The sequence below is a fragment of the Actinomycetospora rhizophila genome (assembly GCF_042657905.1).
GTDB lineage: Bacteria > Actinomycetota > Actinomycetes > Mycobacteriales > Pseudonocardiaceae > Actinomycetospora > Actinomycetospora rhizophila.
Genome location: NZ_JBHSKG010000010.1, coordinates 186,216 through 200,682 on the forward strand (window position 1 = coordinate 186,216; position 14,467 = coordinate 200,682).

The 14,467-nt window shown below is 74.2% G+C and carries 16 protein-coding genes; 12 read left to right on the top strand and 4 right to left on the bottom strand.

Going from position 1 to position 14,467, the window contains the following annotated elements; translation table 11 throughout:
- Positions 1-11: 11 nt before the first annotated feature.
- On the bottom strand, positions 12-1,250 hold the full coding sequence (locus tag ACFPK1_RS19510) for a sarcosine oxidase subunit beta family protein (protein WP_378022595.1): 1,239 nt from the start codon (positions 1,248-1,250) through the stop codon (positions 12-14).
- Positions 1,247-2,545, bottom strand: coding sequence for a serine hydroxymethyltransferase (gene glyA, locus ACFPK1_RS19515; protein WP_378022596.1), 1,299 nt, complete (start codon positions 2,543-2,545; stop codon positions 1,247-1,249). The genes ACFPK1_RS19510 and glyA overlap by 4 nt, the downstream gene beginning before the upstream one ends.
- Before the next feature lie 171 nt (positions 2,546-2,716).
- Here glyA and ACFPK1_RS19520 point away from each other — a divergent pair, with 171 nt between their 5' ends.
- Positions 2,717-2,938, top strand: a complete 222-nt coding sequence (locus ACFPK1_RS19520) for a hypothetical protein (RefSeq protein ID WP_378022597.1) — start codon at positions 2,717-2,719, stop codon at positions 2,936-2,938.
- A 74-nt stretch (positions 2,939-3,012) separates the two neighbouring features.
- Here ACFPK1_RS19520 and ACFPK1_RS19525 read toward each other — a convergent pair whose 3' ends face one another.
- Complete coding sequence (locus ACFPK1_RS19525) at positions 3,013-3,135, bottom strand: hypothetical protein (protein WP_378022598.1); 123 nt, start codon at positions 3,133-3,135, stop codon at positions 3,013-3,015.
- A 158-nt stretch (positions 3,136-3,293) separates the two neighbouring features.
- Between ACFPK1_RS19525 and ACFPK1_RS19530 the strand changes: the two genes are divergently transcribed.
- The 4 genes from ACFPK1_RS19530 to ACFPK1_RS19545 all read left to right on the top strand — a co-directional run bounded on the left by ACFPK1_RS19530 (position 3,294) and on the right by ACFPK1_RS19545 (position 5,699).
- On the top strand, positions 3,294-3,884 hold the full coding sequence (locus ACFPK1_RS19530; protein WP_378022599.1) for a TetR/AcrR family transcriptional regulator: 591 nt from the start codon (positions 3,294-3,296) through the stop codon (positions 3,882-3,884).
- 104 nt (positions 3,885-3,988) lie between these two features.
- Positions 3,989-4,723: an SDR family NAD(P)-dependent oxidoreductase gene (locus ACFPK1_RS19535; RefSeq protein WP_378022600.1), complete on the top strand. Its 735-nt coding sequence runs from the start codon at positions 3,989-3,991 to the stop codon at positions 4,721-4,723.
- A gap of 122 nt (positions 4,724-4,845) precedes the next feature.
- On the top strand, positions 4,846-5,286 hold the full coding sequence (locus ACFPK1_RS19540; RefSeq protein WP_378022601.1) for a MarR family winged helix-turn-helix transcriptional regulator: 441 nt from the start codon (positions 4,846-4,848) through the stop codon (positions 5,284-5,286).
- Positions 5,283-5,699 carry a DoxX family protein gene (locus ACFPK1_RS19545; RefSeq protein WP_378022602.1) on the top strand — a complete coding sequence of 139 codons (417 nt, stop codon included), beginning with the start codon at positions 5,283-5,285 and terminating at the stop codon, positions 5,697-5,699. Before ACFPK1_RS19540 ends, ACFPK1_RS19545 begins: the two co-directional genes overlap by 4 nt.
- Here the strand turns inward: ACFPK1_RS19545 and ACFPK1_RS19550 are convergent.
- Positions 5,696-6,307 carry a TetR family transcriptional regulator gene (locus ACFPK1_RS19550; RefSeq protein WP_378022603.1) on the bottom strand — a complete coding sequence of 204 codons (612 nt, stop codon included), beginning with the start codon at positions 6,305-6,307 and terminating at the stop codon, positions 5,696-5,698. The genes ACFPK1_RS19545 and ACFPK1_RS19550 overlap by 4 nt on opposite strands.
- Positions 6,308-6,411: 104 nt before the next feature.
- On the opposite strand from ACFPK1_RS19550, the gene ACFPK1_RS19555 reads away from it, so the two are divergent.
- The 7 genes from ACFPK1_RS19555 to ACFPK1_RS19585 are packed head-to-tail and all read left to right on the top strand — an operon-like array spanning position 6,412 to position 14,465.
- Positions 6,412-7,905: an AMP-binding protein gene (locus ACFPK1_RS19555; RefSeq protein WP_378022604.1), complete on the top strand. Its 1,494-nt coding sequence runs from the start codon at positions 6,412-6,414 to the stop codon at positions 7,903-7,905.
- Positions 7,902-8,693 carry an MBL fold metallo-hydrolase gene (locus ACFPK1_RS19560; RefSeq protein ID WP_378022605.1) on the top strand — a complete coding sequence of 264 codons (792 nt, stop codon included), beginning with the start codon at positions 7,902-7,904 and terminating at the stop codon, positions 8,691-8,693. The genes ACFPK1_RS19555 and ACFPK1_RS19560 overlap by 4 nt, the downstream gene beginning before the upstream one ends.
- A 7-nt stretch (positions 8,694-8,700) precedes the next feature.
- A complete protein-coding gene (locus ACFPK1_RS19565) occupies positions 8,701-9,465 on the top strand; it encodes an SDR family NAD(P)-dependent oxidoreductase (RefSeq protein ID WP_378022606.1) in 765 nt (254 codons plus the stop codon).
- A gap of 14 nt (positions 9,466-9,479) precedes the next feature.
- Positions 9,480-11,807, top strand: a complete 2,328-nt coding sequence (locus tag ACFPK1_RS19570; protein WP_378022607.1) for a xanthine dehydrogenase family protein molybdopterin-binding subunit — start codon at positions 9,480-9,482, stop codon at positions 11,805-11,807.
- Positions 11,804-12,649, top strand: a complete 846-nt coding sequence (locus tag ACFPK1_RS19575; RefSeq protein ID WP_378022608.1) for an FAD binding domain-containing protein — start codon at positions 11,804-11,806, stop codon at positions 12,647-12,649. Before ACFPK1_RS19570 ends, ACFPK1_RS19575 begins: the two co-directional genes overlap by 4 nt.
- Positions 12,646-13,134, top strand: a complete 489-nt coding sequence (locus ACFPK1_RS19580; RefSeq protein WP_378022609.1) for a (2Fe-2S)-binding protein — start codon at positions 12,646-12,648, stop codon at positions 13,132-13,134. Before ACFPK1_RS19575 ends, ACFPK1_RS19580 begins: the two co-directional genes overlap by 4 nt.
- Positions 13,131-14,465 (top strand): enoyl-CoA hydratase/isomerase family protein, encoded by a 1,335-nt coding sequence (locus tag ACFPK1_RS19585; protein WP_378022610.1) that lies wholly within the window; start codon positions 13,131-13,133, stop codon positions 14,463-14,465. Before ACFPK1_RS19580 ends, ACFPK1_RS19585 begins: the two co-directional genes overlap by 4 nt.
- Positions 14,466-14,467: the final 2 nt, after the last annotated feature.

Consider the following 14,467-nt stretch of genomic DNA (forward strand, 5'->3'; position numbering starts at 1 on the left):
GGTCGGACTCCTCAGTGGGCCACGGCGGCGGCGCCGTGCTCGTCGACGAGGGCTCCGGTGACGAAGCGGTCGAGGCCGAACGGCGCGACGAGGGGGTGGGGGCGGCCGTGGGCGACGGTGTCGGCGAACGCCCAGCCCAGGCCGGGGGTCGCCTTGAAGCCGCCGGTCCCCCAGCCGCAGTTGAGGAAGACGTTCTCGTAGGGCGTCGCGCCGACGATCGGGCTCGCGTCCGGGGTGACGTCGACGACGCCGGCCCAGCTGCGCAGCAGGTGGGCGCGGGCGAACACCGGGAACAGCTCGACGGCCGCGGCCATCTGGCGCTCGATGATGTGGAACGCGCCGCGCTGCCCGTAGCCGTTGGCGGAGTCCACGCCGGCGCCCATCACGAGCTCGCCCTTGTGGGCCTGCGAGACGTACACGTGCACCGCGTTCGACATGACGATCGTCGGGTGCACGGGCTCGAGCAGCTCGGAGACCAGCGCCTGCAGCGGGTGCGACTGCAGCGGCGCGCGGACGCCGAGCATGTCGAGCAGCACCGAGGTGTGCCCGGCCGCGCAGAGGGCGACCGTGCCGGTGGCGATGGTCCCGCGCGTGGTGCGGACCCCGGTGACCCGGTCGGCGTCGGTGACGAAGCCGGTGACCTCGCAGTCCTGGATGATGTCGATGCCGGCCTCGCTGGCGCGGCGGGCGAAGCCCCAGGCGACGTAGTCGTGCTTCGCGATGCCCGCGCGGGGCTGGAACGTCGCCCCCTGGACCGGGTACCGGATGTCCGCCGAGACGTTGACGATCGGGCAGACCTTCGCCACCTCGTCGGGCCCGAGCCACTCGGCGTCGATCCCGTTGAGCCTGTTCGCCTCGACGCGGCGCACCGAGTCGCGGACGTCCTGCTCGGTGTGCGCGAGGTTGAGCACGCCCCGCTGGCTGAACAGGATCGGGTAGCCGAGGTCGTCCTCGAGGCCCTCCCACAGCCGCAGCGCGTGCTCGTAGATGCCCGCCGACTCGTCCCAGAGGTAGTTCGAGCGGATCAGGGTGGTGTTGCGGGCCATGTTGCCGCCCGCGAGCCAGCCCTTCTCGAGCACCGCGACGTTGGTGATGCCGTGGTTCTTGGCGAGGTAGTGCGCGGTCGCGAGGCCGTGGCCCCCGCCGCCCACGACGACGACGTCGTAGACCTTCTTCGGCTCGGCGTCGTCCCAGAGGTGGTCGGGGTGCTCGGGCAGGTGGGCGCCCGGCGGGAGGGGTGCGGTCGTCATGCCTGCAGCTCCGGGTAGAGGGGGTGGCGGGCGGCGAGGGCGGCGACGCGCGCGGCGAGCGCGTCCAGCTCGGTGTCGGTGACCTGCGGGCGCAGGGCCCGGGCGATCACGTCGGCGACGATCACGAAGTCGTCGTCGTCGAAGCCGCGCGCGGCGAGCGCGGCGGTGCCGATGCGGACGCCGGAGCTGACCATCGGCGGGCGGGGGTCGAAGGGGACCGCGTTGCGGTTGACCGTGATGCCGACCCGGTGCAGGCGGTCCTCGGCCTGCTTGCCGTCGAGCTCGGAGTCGCGCAGGTCGACCAGGACCAGGTGGACGTCGGTGCCGCCGGAGACGACGCCGACGCCGGACTCGGCGAGCAGCCGGTCGGCCAGGATGCGGGCGCCGGCCAGCGTGCGGACCTGGCGGTCGCGGAACTCCGGCTCGCCCGCGAGCTTGAACGCCACGGCCTTCGCGGCGATCACGTGCTCGAGCGGGCCGCCCTGCTGGCCGGGGAAGACGCTGGAGTTGAGCTTCTTCGCGAGCTCCGTGTCCGCGGAGAGGATCACGCCGCCCCGCGGGCCGCCGAGGGTCTTGTGCGTCGTCGAGGTGACCACGTGCGCATGCGGCACCGGCGAGGGGTGCAGGCCCGCGGCCACCAGGCCGGCGAAGTGCGCCATGTCGACCATGAACCAGGCGCCGACCTCGTCGGCGATCCGGCGGAACTCCGCGAAGTCCTGCTGGCGCGGGTAGGCCGACCAGCCGGCGATGATCAGCTTCGGGCGCCGTTCGTGGGCCAGCGCATCGACCTCGGCCATGTCGACGCGGTGGTCGTCGGCGCGGACGTGGTAGGCCGCGACGTCGTAGAGGCGCCCCGAGAAGTTCAGGTGCATGCCGTGGGTGAGGTGGCCGCCGTGCGCCAGTGCGAGGCCGAGGATGGTGTCGCCGGGCTCGAGGAGCGCGGCCATCACCGCGGCGTTCGCCTGGGCGCCGGAGTGCGGCTGGACGTTCGCGAACCCGGCACCGAAGAGGGCCTTCAGGCGGTCGATCGCGAGCTGCTCGACGACGTCGACGTGCTCGCAGCCGCCGTAGTAGCGCCGGCCGGGGTAGCCCTCGGCGTACTTGTTGGTCAGGACCGAGCCCTGGGCCTCCATCACCGCGAGCGGCGCGAAGTTCTCGCTCGCGATCATCTCGAGCGTGCCGTCCTGACGGCGGAGCTCACGGTCGACGGCGGCGGCGACCTCCGGGTCGGCCTGCGCGAGCGACCGGTCGAGCACCGGGACGGTGCGACCTCCGGGTGCGACAGTGATCGACATTCGCGATCCTCATCGTAGCCAACTGATATATCTGACGGCGATGACTGTAGACACGCATGGCGAGCAGGGTCAACACTGGGATGGCTTCGCCAGGTGAGTGATATGGGTCGTCCCGACGGCCCACATCACTCACGAGGCCGGAGGCCATCGGACGACTGAGGAGGGCGCGCGATGCTCGAGGGCACCGACCAGTGGACGGCCGGGTTCGAGATGGGCCGGCTGGATCAGCAGCTCGCGGCGCTGGTCCTGCGCGACCGGCCGGTGGGGCTGACCATCCGCAGCGTCAACGGCGAGCAGGCGGCCGCGATCGCGCGGCGGCACGGCTACGGGCTCGACCTGCGCGCCGTCGACGAGCCGGGACGCGTGTGGGCGGTGTTCTCCCCGGAGTGTTGATCAGCAGGCCGTCCTGATCGCTGCGGGTGCTCCGGCGGGGCGACCACATCGCCCGGGAGGAGCACCCCCGCGGATCAGTCGTCGGGCGTCACGAACAGCGCGCCCATCGACGTCCCGCCGGCCCCGCCGGAGAGCGGGTGCCCGATGACCAGCTCCGCCCCGGTCACGAGCAGCAGCGCGAGCACGAAGATGCTCACTGCCGTGACCACGTACCGGGACAGGCCACGGGACGTCGCGTGCTCTCGTCTGGTCACGGAGAGATAACGACCCGCCCGGTCGGGCGATACGTTCGGCGTGAGGTCGGCGAGCCACGGGATATTGGACCGACCCGTCCACAACCCGGTACCGTCGGACCGTGCCGCGTCCCCGCCAGTTCGACGAGGAGCGCACGCTCTCGGCCGCCCGGGCGGCGTTCTGGGACCACGGCTACGCCGGCACGTCGCTCGAGACCCTGCTCGCGGCCACCGGACTGGGCAAGGGAAGCCTCTACGGCGCCTTCGGCGACAAGCAGCGCCTGTTCCTGCGCGTGCTGCGCGAGTACGACGAGGCCAACGACCGCATGCTGCGGGAGCGGCTCGACCGGGCCGAGCGCGGCATCGAGGTGATCCGCGACTTCGTCGACGGGTTCGCCCGCGACCCGAGCGGCGAGGCGACCCGCCGCGGATGCCTCCTCGCCAACACGGCGGTCGAGCTCTCGGCGAGCACGCCCGAGGTCGCCGCCGAGGCCCGGCGCAGCTACGCGGCGACCGTCGCCCTCCTGGCCGACGCGGTCCGGCGCGCCCAGCGCGAGGGCGACGTCGCGACCCGGGTCGATCCGGTCGAGACCGCCCGGGCCGTCCTCGCCGGCCAGCTCGGACTCCTCGTGCTCGGCCGGGTCGGCCAGGACCCGGCCGCCCTGTCGGCCATGGCCGCGACACTGCTCGACCGCCTCCTCCCGGCCCCCTGAGCGCCCCCGCCGTGACCCGCGGCACGACGCCGACCTCGTTCTTGACCGTCCGGTCCAGGCAAGGTTCTGGACCGTCCGGTCAACAACGGGGAGCGGAGCAGGGCATGACGGTGCTGGAGGGCAAGGTCGCCGTGGTCACCGGGGCGAACGCGGGCATCGGCCTGGCGATCGCACGGGCATACCGGGCCGAGGGCGCGCGGGTGTTCGTCACCGGTCGTCGCCGGGAGCAGCTCGACGCCGTCGAGGCCGAGCTCGGCCCCGAGGTGACCGGGGTCCGGTGCGACGTGGGCCGGCTCGACGAGCTCGACGCGCTCTACGCGACGGTCGCCGAGCAGGCGGGTCGGATCGACGTCCTCGTCGCGAACGCCGGGATCGGGATCGCCGCCCCGCTGGGGAAGATCACCGAGGACCAGTTCGACGCGATGTTCACCACCAACGTCAAGGGCTCGCTGTTCACGGTCCAGAAGGCGTTGCCGCTGCTGTCACCCGGGGCGTCGATCATCCTCACCGGCTCGACGGCCGCCTCGCGACCCGAGTCGTTCCTGCCGGTCTACGGGGCGACCAAGGCGGCGATCCGCAACCTGGTCCGCGGGTTCGCCCACAGCGCGGGCGACCGCCGGTTCAGGATCAACGTGCTCTCGCCCGGCGGCACCCGCACGCAGGGCCTGCTCGACCTCGTCCCACCCGACGACCTGGCCGCCGCCACGGCCTCGGTCCCGCTCGGTCGGTTGGCCGAGCCCGACGAGATCGCCGCGGCGGCCGTCTTCCTCGCCTCCGACGCCTCCAGCTACGTCAACGGCTCCGAGCTGGCCGTCGACGGCGGCTTCGCCCAGATCTGACGGGCGCCGGCGCCACGGGCGCCGCCCACCCCCCGATCGCGTTCACGACCGCCTCCGTGGTTTCAGCCTGACTGGAACTGCTTACCGTGGGACTGTCACCCGATCCGTGAGGGGGCGTCACCGTGGGCGAGGCCGCCGGACCGCCGCCGGTCAGCGGGGCGTTCCTGCCGATGGCGCTCGGGCGCCGGGTCCGCGACGAGGTCGAGGCCGCGCTGAGGACGGAGGGGATCGCGGTGCGCCACCTGTCCGCGCTCGGCCACCTCGCCCCGGACCCCGGCCTGTCGTACAGCGAGCTCGCCCGGCGCACCGGGGTCACGCCGCAGAGCATGCAGGCCACGCTCACCGCCCTCGAGCAGCGCGGCGCCGTGGCGCGCGACACCGACCCGGGACGCGGGCGCACCGCCGAGCTCCACGTCACCGCGGAGGGCGCGCGCCTGCGGCGGGTCGGGACGGGCGTCGTCACCGCGGTCGACGAGCGTCTGCGCACCCGGCTCGACGACGAGACGTACGACGCGCTCACCCGCGCGCTGGCCGCGCTGTTCCGCGCCGAGGAGGGCCGGTGATCCGCACCGTCGCCCGCGTCCTGCTCGGCCTCTTTTTCACCGCCGCCGGCGTCGCGCACCTCACCGCCGCGCGGGAGACGTTCCGCGCCCAGGTGCCGTCGTGGTTCCCGGCGGACCCCGACGCGGTGGTCGTCGTGTCCGGGGTGGTCGAGATCGTCCTCGGCCTGGCCCTGCTCCTGCTGGTCCGGCGGCGCGCGGTCGTCGGCCTGGTGGTCGCGGCCTTCTTCGTCGCGATCTTCCCGGGCAACATCGCGCAGTTCGTCGAGGGTCGCTCGGCGTTCGGGCTCGACACCGACGCCGCGCGCGGGGTGCGGCTGCTCTTCCAGCCGCTGCTCGTCGCGTGGGCGCTGTGGTGCACCGGCGCGTGGACGTGGCTGCGCCAACGCCTCCGGCGGGCGCCCGCACGCCGCTAGGCACCCACGATGCGCAGCGCGAACGCGCTGTACTGCTCGGCGACGGCCTCGGCGCTCAGCGCCCCCTCCGGGGAGAACCACCGCGCGACGCTCACGCTCATCTCGCGGATGGCGAAGGACGCGAGCGCCGCTGACTCGACCCGGAAGTCGCCGGCCGCGACACCGCGGGCGATCACGGCGCGCAGCGCGTGCTCGTGCTCGCGGCGGCGGGCCTGCATCTCGCCGAAGGCGGGCTCGGCGAGGCTCCCGGTGTCGCGGTTGACCACGAGCGCCTCGCGGCGGTGCGTGGCGTGGCGGCGGACGTAGACGCGCGTGGCCTCGCGGAGCTGCTCGGTGGGCGGGGCGTCGGGGTCGAGGACCCGGTGGAAGTCGGCGAGGACGTCGGCCGTGGTGCGGTCGACGATCGTGCGCAGCAGGTCGTGCTTCGAGCCCATGTGGTTGTAGAGGCTGGGCGTGCGGACCCCGAGGACCTCGGCGATCTCGCTCAGCGCCGTGCCGTGGTAGCCGCGCCGGGCGAACAGCGTGAGCGCGGCGTCGAGGACGACGTCGGGGGTCAGGGCCGTCCGGGTCGCGCGCCGCACCGCGAGGTCGGCCGGGTCCGTGCTCACGGCGGACATCGTGCCACGACGAACGAGCGTTAGTGAGCCTTGTGGACCGCACGTGACGCTCGCTACGGTCGGACTAACGAGCGTTCATCAGCCCGGGAGGCGCGATGCTGCGAACCGAGGTGATCCGGCCCCTCCACGCCCTGCTCGAGGGCCATGCCGCCGCACGCCCCGCGGACGTCGCGTTCGCCGACGACGTGCGGTCGGTGACGTGGGCCGAGCTCGCCACGTCGACCCGCAGGCTCGCCGGCCACCTGGCCGCGCTCGGGGTGGCGCCCGGCGACCGCGTCGCGATGGTGATGGGCAACGCGGTCGAGGTCGCGGAGACCTACCTCGCGGTCCCGCGCGCCGGCGCGATCGCGGTGTGCCTCAACCCGGACGCCGCGCCCGCCGAGCTCGCCTTCATGCTCGCCGACAGCGGCGCCCGCGTGGTGGTCACCGACGTGGCGCACGCCGGACTCCTGGGCCCGGACCTCACCACGATCGTCGTCGGCGGGGACTACGAGGACCTCCTCGCCACCGACCCCGCGACACCGGCGCCCGACCCCGTCGACCTCGACGCCACGGCGTTCATGCTCTACACCTCCGGCACCACCGGGCGCCCCAAGGGCGTCGAGCTGAGCCTGCGCAGCTGCCTGTGGGTGGTCGCCGCGTGCTGGGCGCCGATCGTCGGCCTCGGGCCCGGCGAGACCGTGCTCTCGGGGCTGCCGCTGTTCCACTCCTACGCCCTGGACATGTGCGTGCTGGGGATCGTCGCGACGGGGGCGAGCGAGCGCATCCTGCCGCGGTTCTCCCCCACGCGGATCCTCGAGATGCTCGGCGACGGCTACACGGTCCTGCCCGGGGTCCCGACGCACTTCTCCTACCTGCTGCAGGCCGCCGATCACCGCCCACGACACCGGCTCCGGATGGCGGTCTCCGCCGGCGCGATCCTGCCCGCGTCGGTCAACGAGACCTTCGAGCGGGAGTTCGGCGTGCAGCTGCTCGACGGCTACGGCATCACCGAGACCTCGACGATGGTCGCGATGAACTGGCCGCACGGGACGCGGCCGTACGGGTCGTGCGGGCTGCCGCTGCCCGGGCTCGCGGTCCGGCTGGTGGACCCCGCCACCGGTACCGACGCGCCGCCCGGCGGCGAGGGCGAGCTGTGGGTGCGCGGGCCGGGTGTCATGCGCGGCTACTGGAACCGTCCCGAGCAGACCGCCGACGTCCTGGTCGACGGCTGGTACCGCACCGGCGACCTCGCGCGCGCCGACGCGAACGGCTACCTCACGATCTCCGGCCGCACCAAGGAGATGATCATCCGGGGCGGCGAGAACATCTACCCCGCCGAGATCGAGGCCGTGCTCCTCCGGGCGCCCGGGGTGGGCGACGCCGCCGTCGTCGGCCGCGCGCACCCCGACCTCGGCGAGGAGCCGGTGGCCTTCGTGGTCGGTGAGCCGGACCTCGACGCGGTCGCGGCGCACTGCCGGGAGCACCTCACGGGGTTCAAGGTCCCCGCCGCCTTCCACCACGTCGACGTCATCCCGCGCACGGGCTCCGGGAAGATCAAGCGCTTCGAGCTGGCGCGGCTGCTCACCGGCGCCGGGGTGAGCGCATGAGGGTCGGCGACCTCGAGATCGTCCCGGTGATCGACGGGACGGGACGCGAGCGGGCCCGCGAGGTGCTCACCGCGCCGGGCGGCGACCGGTGGGCCTGCCACCCCGACCGGCTCGACGCGCACGGGAACCTCGAGCTGACCCTCGGCGGCTTCCTCCTGCGCACCGGCGACCGGCTCGTGCTCGTCGACGCGGGCGTCGGCCGCATCCACAACGACCACTACGCGGGCGGCGGCTTCCCCGACGCCCTCGCCGCGCTCGGCGTCACCACCGACGAGGTCACCGACGTGGTGTTCACCCACCTGCACTTCGACCACGTCGGCTGGGCCACCAGCAGGGGCGAGGTGGTCTTCGACCGGGCCACCTACCGCGTGCACGAGGCGGACTGGGCGCACTTCGTCGAGGCCGCCGACGCCGACCCCGGCGCGGTGCGCAAGCTCGCGCCGCTGCGCGAGCGCCTCGCGACGTTCGACGCCGAGCACACGGTCGCCCCCGGGCTCGACGCCCGCCCGACCCCGGGCCACACCCCCGGCTCGACCAGCTACGTCGTCTCCAGCCGCGGGGAGCGCGCCCTGCTCATCGGCGACGTCGCGCACTCGGTGGTCGAGCTCGAGGAACCCGACTGGCAGGCCGTGTTCGACGTCGACCCCGTCGCCGCGCAGGCGGTGCGCCACCGCCTCGCCGACGAGGTCGCCGACACCGGCGACCTCGTCGCCGCCGCCCACTTCCCCGGCCTCGCGTTCGGCCGGATCGTCACCGTCAGCGGCCGGCGCCGCTTCACCGTCGTCTAGGAGAGCCATGGATCTGCAGCTCGCCGGCACCACCGTGCTGGTCACCGGCGCCGGCCAGGGCCTCGGCCGCGCCATCGGCGAGGCCTTCGCCGCCGAGGGCGCCCAGGTCGCGTTCGGCTACAACACCTCGTCCGCGGGTGCCGAGGAGGCCGCCGAGGCCGCCCGCGCCGCCGGGGTGAAGGCCATCGCGGTCGCCGTCGACACCCGCGAGGACGCGGCGGTGGCGCGGGCGGTGACGACGGTCGAGTCCGAGCTCGGGCCGATCGGCGTGCTCGTCAACAACGCGGCGGTGACCAGCCGCGGCCGGTTCCTCGAGCGCTCCGCCGACGAGTTCGCCGCCGAGATCGACGTGACCGTCACCGGCACGGTGCGCATCTCGCACGCCGTCGCCCGGCGCATGGCCGAGCACGGCGGCGGCGCGATCGTCTCGCTGATGGGCGACTCGGGGCGCGTCGGCGAGTCGGGGCTCACCGTCACCGCGACCGCCCGCAGCTCGACCCTCGGGCTGACGAAGTCGCTGGCCAAGGAGCTCGCGCGCCACGGCATCCGCGCGAACGCGGTGTCGATCGGCCTGGTGCAGACCGACCGGTTCTCCGACCACGCGGGCGGCACCGACGACGAGCGCCTGAAGAAGATCACCGCGCTCTACCCGCTGCGCCGCCTCGGGCGCCCCGAGGACGTGACCCCGACGATCCTGCTGCTCGCCTCGCCGTGCTCGTCCTGGACCACCGGCCAGGTCGTCTCGGTCAACGGCGGCTTCGCGATGCCATGAGCGAGGGACCGGCGATGGACCACCTCCCCGCCAGCGGCACCCCCGTGCGCCGCAAGGAGGACGCGCGCCTGCTCACCGGGCGGGGCCGCTTCGTCTCCGATCTCGCGCTGCCGCGGATGCGCCACGTCGCGTTCGTGCGCAGCCCCGTCGCCCACGGGCGGATCACCGGCGTCGACACCGCCGAGGCGCTCGAGGTCGAGGGCGTGTCCGCGGTGTTCACCGGCGAGCACCCGGCGATCGGACCGGTGGCGCTGCGGGCGCAGTCGGCCCTGCCCGGCTACGTCGAGACCGACCAGCCGCCGCTGGCGCGCGGGAAGGTCCGCTTCGCCGGGGAGGCCGTCGCCGCCGTCGTCGCCGCCGACCGCTACGTCGCCGAGGACGGCGCCGAGGCCGTGGTCGTCGACTACGAGCCGCTGACGCCGACGGTGTGCGCGTGGGCCGCGCCGACCGACCCGGTGCACGACGAGGCGCCCGACAACGTGCTGCTCTCCCGGACCTTCCGCGCGGGCGACGTCGACGCCGCGCTCGCCGGGGCCGCGGTGATCGTGGACCGGGAGCTCACCACCAACCGCCACGGCGGCAACCCCATCGAGTGCCGCGCCGGGGTCGCCCGCTACGAGGCCGCCGACCGGAAGCTGACGTTCTGGTCGGGCACCCAGGTGCCCTGGATCGTGCGGACCCAGCTCGCGGAGCTGCTCGACCTGCCCGAGGGCAACATCCGCGTCATCGCCCCCGACGTCGGCGGGGGGTTCGGCGTCAAGGCCGTGCTCTACCCCGAGGACGTCGCGCTGTGCCTCATGGCCATGGCGATGCCCGGCACGGCGCTGAAGTGGGTGGAGGACCGCGTCGAGCACCTGCTCGCGGCCACCCACGCCCGCGACCACCGCTACGTCCTGCGCGCGGGGTTCGCCGCCGACGGCGAGCTGCTCGCGGTGAAGGCCGACGTCCGGTGCAACGCCGGCGCGTACTCGGTCTACCCGTGGACCGCGGGCATCGAGCCGCTCATGGCGGGCGGCCTGCTCACCGGCCCCTACAAGCTCGCGGACTACGAGTGCACCGTCCGCGGGGTCGCCACCAACACCAGCCCGTCCGGCCCGTACCGCGGCGTCGCCCGGCCCTCGACGGTGTTCGCGATGGAGGCGCTGATGGACTCGGGCGCCCGCGCGCTCGGGATGGACCCGATCGCGCTGCGCCGCCGCAACCTCATCCTCCCCGCCGACATCCCGTACAAGATGCCGTCCCGGTTGGTCGACGACTCCGGCGCCTACGAGGCCTGCCTCGACAAGGCCGTCGAGACCTTCGATCTGCACCGCTGGCGCGCCGAGCAGACCCGGCGCCGCGTCGAGGGCGGCCGGCCGCTCGGGATCGGCGTCGGGCTCTACAACGAGCTCACCGGCCTCGGACGCGCCGCGTCGGCCGGGCCGCGCATGGCGTTCCGCACCGGCCACGACGCCTGCACCGTGCGGATCAACCCCGACGGTGCGGTCACCGTGTTCTCCGGCGTGACCTCCCAGGGCCAGGGTCTCGAGACGACGATGGCGCAGGTCGTCGCGGACGCGCTCGGCGTCGACTTCGGCGACGTCGAGGTCCGCATCGGCGACACCGACGAGTCGCTGTGGGGGTTCGGGGCCTTCTCCTCCCGCCAGGCCGTGATCGGCGGCGGCGCCGCCCACCTCGCGGGCGAGCACGTCCGCGGCAAGGCCCTCGCGCTCGCGGCCGCGCTCAAGGAGGCCCCGGTCGAGGACCTGGACCTGCGCGGCGGGCAGGTGTTCATGGCCGGCCAGGCGAAGCCGATCATCTCGCTGGCCGAGGTCGCGAAGGTGGCCTACCTGCAGTCCGACCGCCTGCCCGAGGGCTTCGAGCCCGGCCTCGAGGGCACGAAGTTCTACGACCCGATCCGCGGGGCGTTCGCCGCCGGCGCCCAGATCGCCGCCCTCGAGTTCGATCCCGCCACCGGCGAGATCGGCATCCTGGACTGGGTGTGCGTCGAGGACGCCGGCCGGATCGTCCACCCCGTGATCGTCGACGGGCAGATCGCCGGCTCGATCGCGCAGGGCATCGGCGGGGCGATGTACGAGCACCTCGTCTACGACGACGCCGGCAACCTGACGACCGGCACCCTGCTCGACTACCTCATGCCCACCGCCGGCGAGATCCCCGAGCTGCGCATCGGCCACGTCAGCACCCCGGCGGCCAACCCGACCGGGGTCCGCGGTGTCGGCGAGGGCGGCACGCTCGCCCCGAACGCGGTGGTGGCCGGGGCGCTCGCCGACGCCCTGGGCGTGGAGATCGACGACCTGCCCGTCACCCCGGCGCGGGTCTGGGAGCTGATGCACCCGTGAAGTGCCCGCCGTTCGACTACCACCGCGCGACGAGCGTCCCCGACGCCGTGGACGCCCTGCAGGCCGCCGGCGACGAGGGCAAGATCCTCGCCGGCGGCCAGAGCCTCGTCCCGGTCCTCGCGCTGCGCCTGGCCCGGCCCGCCGTGCTCGTCGACGTCAACCGCATCCCGGACCTCGCCGGCCTCGACCTGCGTGACGGGGTGCTGCACGCCGGCGCGCTGGTGCGCCACCTCGCGCTCGCCGGCCAGGGGCTGCACCCGCTCGCCGCCGAGGCCGCCCGCTGGATCGGGCACACGGCCATCCGCAGCCGCGGCACGCTCGGCGGCAGCCTCGCGCACGCCGACCCCGCCGCCGAGCTGCCCGCCGTGCTGCGCGCGTGCGACGGCGCCGTGCAGGTCAGCGGCCCCTCCGGCACCCGCCGGGTCGACACCGCCGCGCTGTTCGTCGGCGCCCTGCAGAGCGACCTCGCCGACACCGAGATGATCACCAGCGTCGAGCTGCCGGTGCCCGACGCCTGGGGGTTCGCCGAGTTCGCCCGCCGCCACGGCGACTTCGCGGTCGTCTCGGTGGCCGCCGCGCGCTTCGGCGAGCGGGTGCGGATCGTCGTCGGCGGCGTCGCCGGTGTGCCCCACCTCGTCGACGCCGGCGACCTCGCCACGGTGGACGGGGACTTCTCCGCCGACCGGGTCGCGCTGCTCGCCGCGGCCGCCGCCGACGACGTCGACCCGGCCTCCGACCTGCACGGCAGCGCCGGCTACCGCCGCGCGCTGACCGAGCAGATGACCCTCCGGGCGCTCGCCGACCTCGCCGGGCACCCCCGTCCCGTCCGGGAGTCCGCATGAAGATCACGCTGGCGGTCAACGGGGAGCGGCACCGCCTCGACGTCGAGCCCCGCCGGACCCTGGTCGACGCGCTGCGCGACGACCTGGGCCTGACCGGCACCCACGTCGGCTGCGAGCACGGCGTCTGCGGTGCCTGCACGGTCCTCGTCGACGGCGAGCCGGTGCGCGCGTGCCTGATGCTCGCCGTGCAGGCCGACGAGGCGGCGGTCGCCACCGTCGAGGGGCTGGCCGCCGACGACGGCACCCTGCACCCGCTGCAGGAGGCGTTCTCGCGGTGCCACGGCCTGCAGTGCGGCGCCTGCACCCCCGGGATGCTCATGACCGCCGCCCACCTGCTCGACACCGATCCCGACCTCGACCGCGAGACGATCCGCGCCGAGATGGCCGGCAACATCTGCCGCTGCACCGGCTACACGAGCATCGTCGACGCCGTCGCCGAGGCCGCCGGGCGCCGGGACCCCCGGACGTCGAAGGAGACGTCATGACCCTCACCGACGCGCCCGCGGACCTCGACCGCGACGCCGCCTCCCTCTCGGACCTCCTCGGCGTCCTCGACGGCGAGCTGGCGGCGCTCCCGCCGCGCCCCGACCGGAACACCGAGCAGCAGGACCAGGCCACGGCCGTGCTCGAGCGGGGCCGGGCCGCCCGCGAGCGCTTCCTCGACCGTCATCTCGAGGCCGTCTACGACGCCCTCACCGACGGGGGCACCCGGACGCTGCGCGCCGCCGAGCTCACCTACGCCGCCGCCGAGCTGGTGCCCGGCCTGACGCCGACCCGCGAGCGCATCGCGCAGGAGCGCCGCCACCCGCAGAAGGACAAGGAGGGCTGGGAGGTCGACCAGGGCATCTTCCTGGCGCGCGTCCTCGACAACGCCCGGACCGGCTACCACCTGATGCACGCCATGGCCCAGCCGCGCCGCGAGGCGCTCGCGCTGCTGGAGGAGTTCCGGCAGACCGACCGGGTCGACCTGGGCACGTGCCGGCTCGAGCGGCACGGCGCGGTCGGCCACCTGACGATCGCCCACCAGAAGTACCTCAACGCCGAGGACGACGAGTCCACCGCGGCGATGGAGACCGCCACCGACCTCGTGCTGCTCGACGACCGGATCGAGGTCGGGGTGCTGCGCGGCGCCGAGTCCGAGCACCCCCGGTACGCCGGCCGCCGCGTCTTCGACACCGGCGTCAACCTCACCCGGCTCTACCACGGCGAGGTCTCGCTGATCGAGTTCTTCGTCGAGCGCGAGCTGGGGCTGCTCACCAAGTGGTACCGCGGGCACTCGCTCGGCACCGGCGAGGTCAGCATCGTCGAGCGGCGCCACGAGAAGCCGTGGATCGCCGCGGTCGACACCTTCGCCATCGGCGGCGGCTGCCAGTTCCTGCTGGTCATGGACCGCGTGGTCGCCCGCTCCGGGGCCTACGTCAACCTGCCCGCGCGCCGCGAGGGCTTCCTGCCCGGCTGCGGCAACATGCGCCTGCCCCGGTTCGTCGGCGAGAAGGTCGCCCGGCAGGGCATCTTCTTCAACCGCGACATCTACGTCGACTCCCCCGAGGGCCGCCTGATCGTCGACGACCTCGCCGTCGACGAGGTGGGCATGCAGGACGCGATCGACGACGCCGTCGACGCGCTGACCGCGACCGGACCGGTCGGCGTCAACGCCAACCGCACCCAGATGCGCGTGGGAGTCGAGCCGCTCGAGACCTTCCGGCACTACATGGCCAACCTCGCCATCGGCCAGGCGCGCTGCATGTACTCCCCCGCCATCATCCGCAACCTCGAGCTGGCCTGGGACCCGAAGCGCCGCGGCGGTGTGAAATAGCG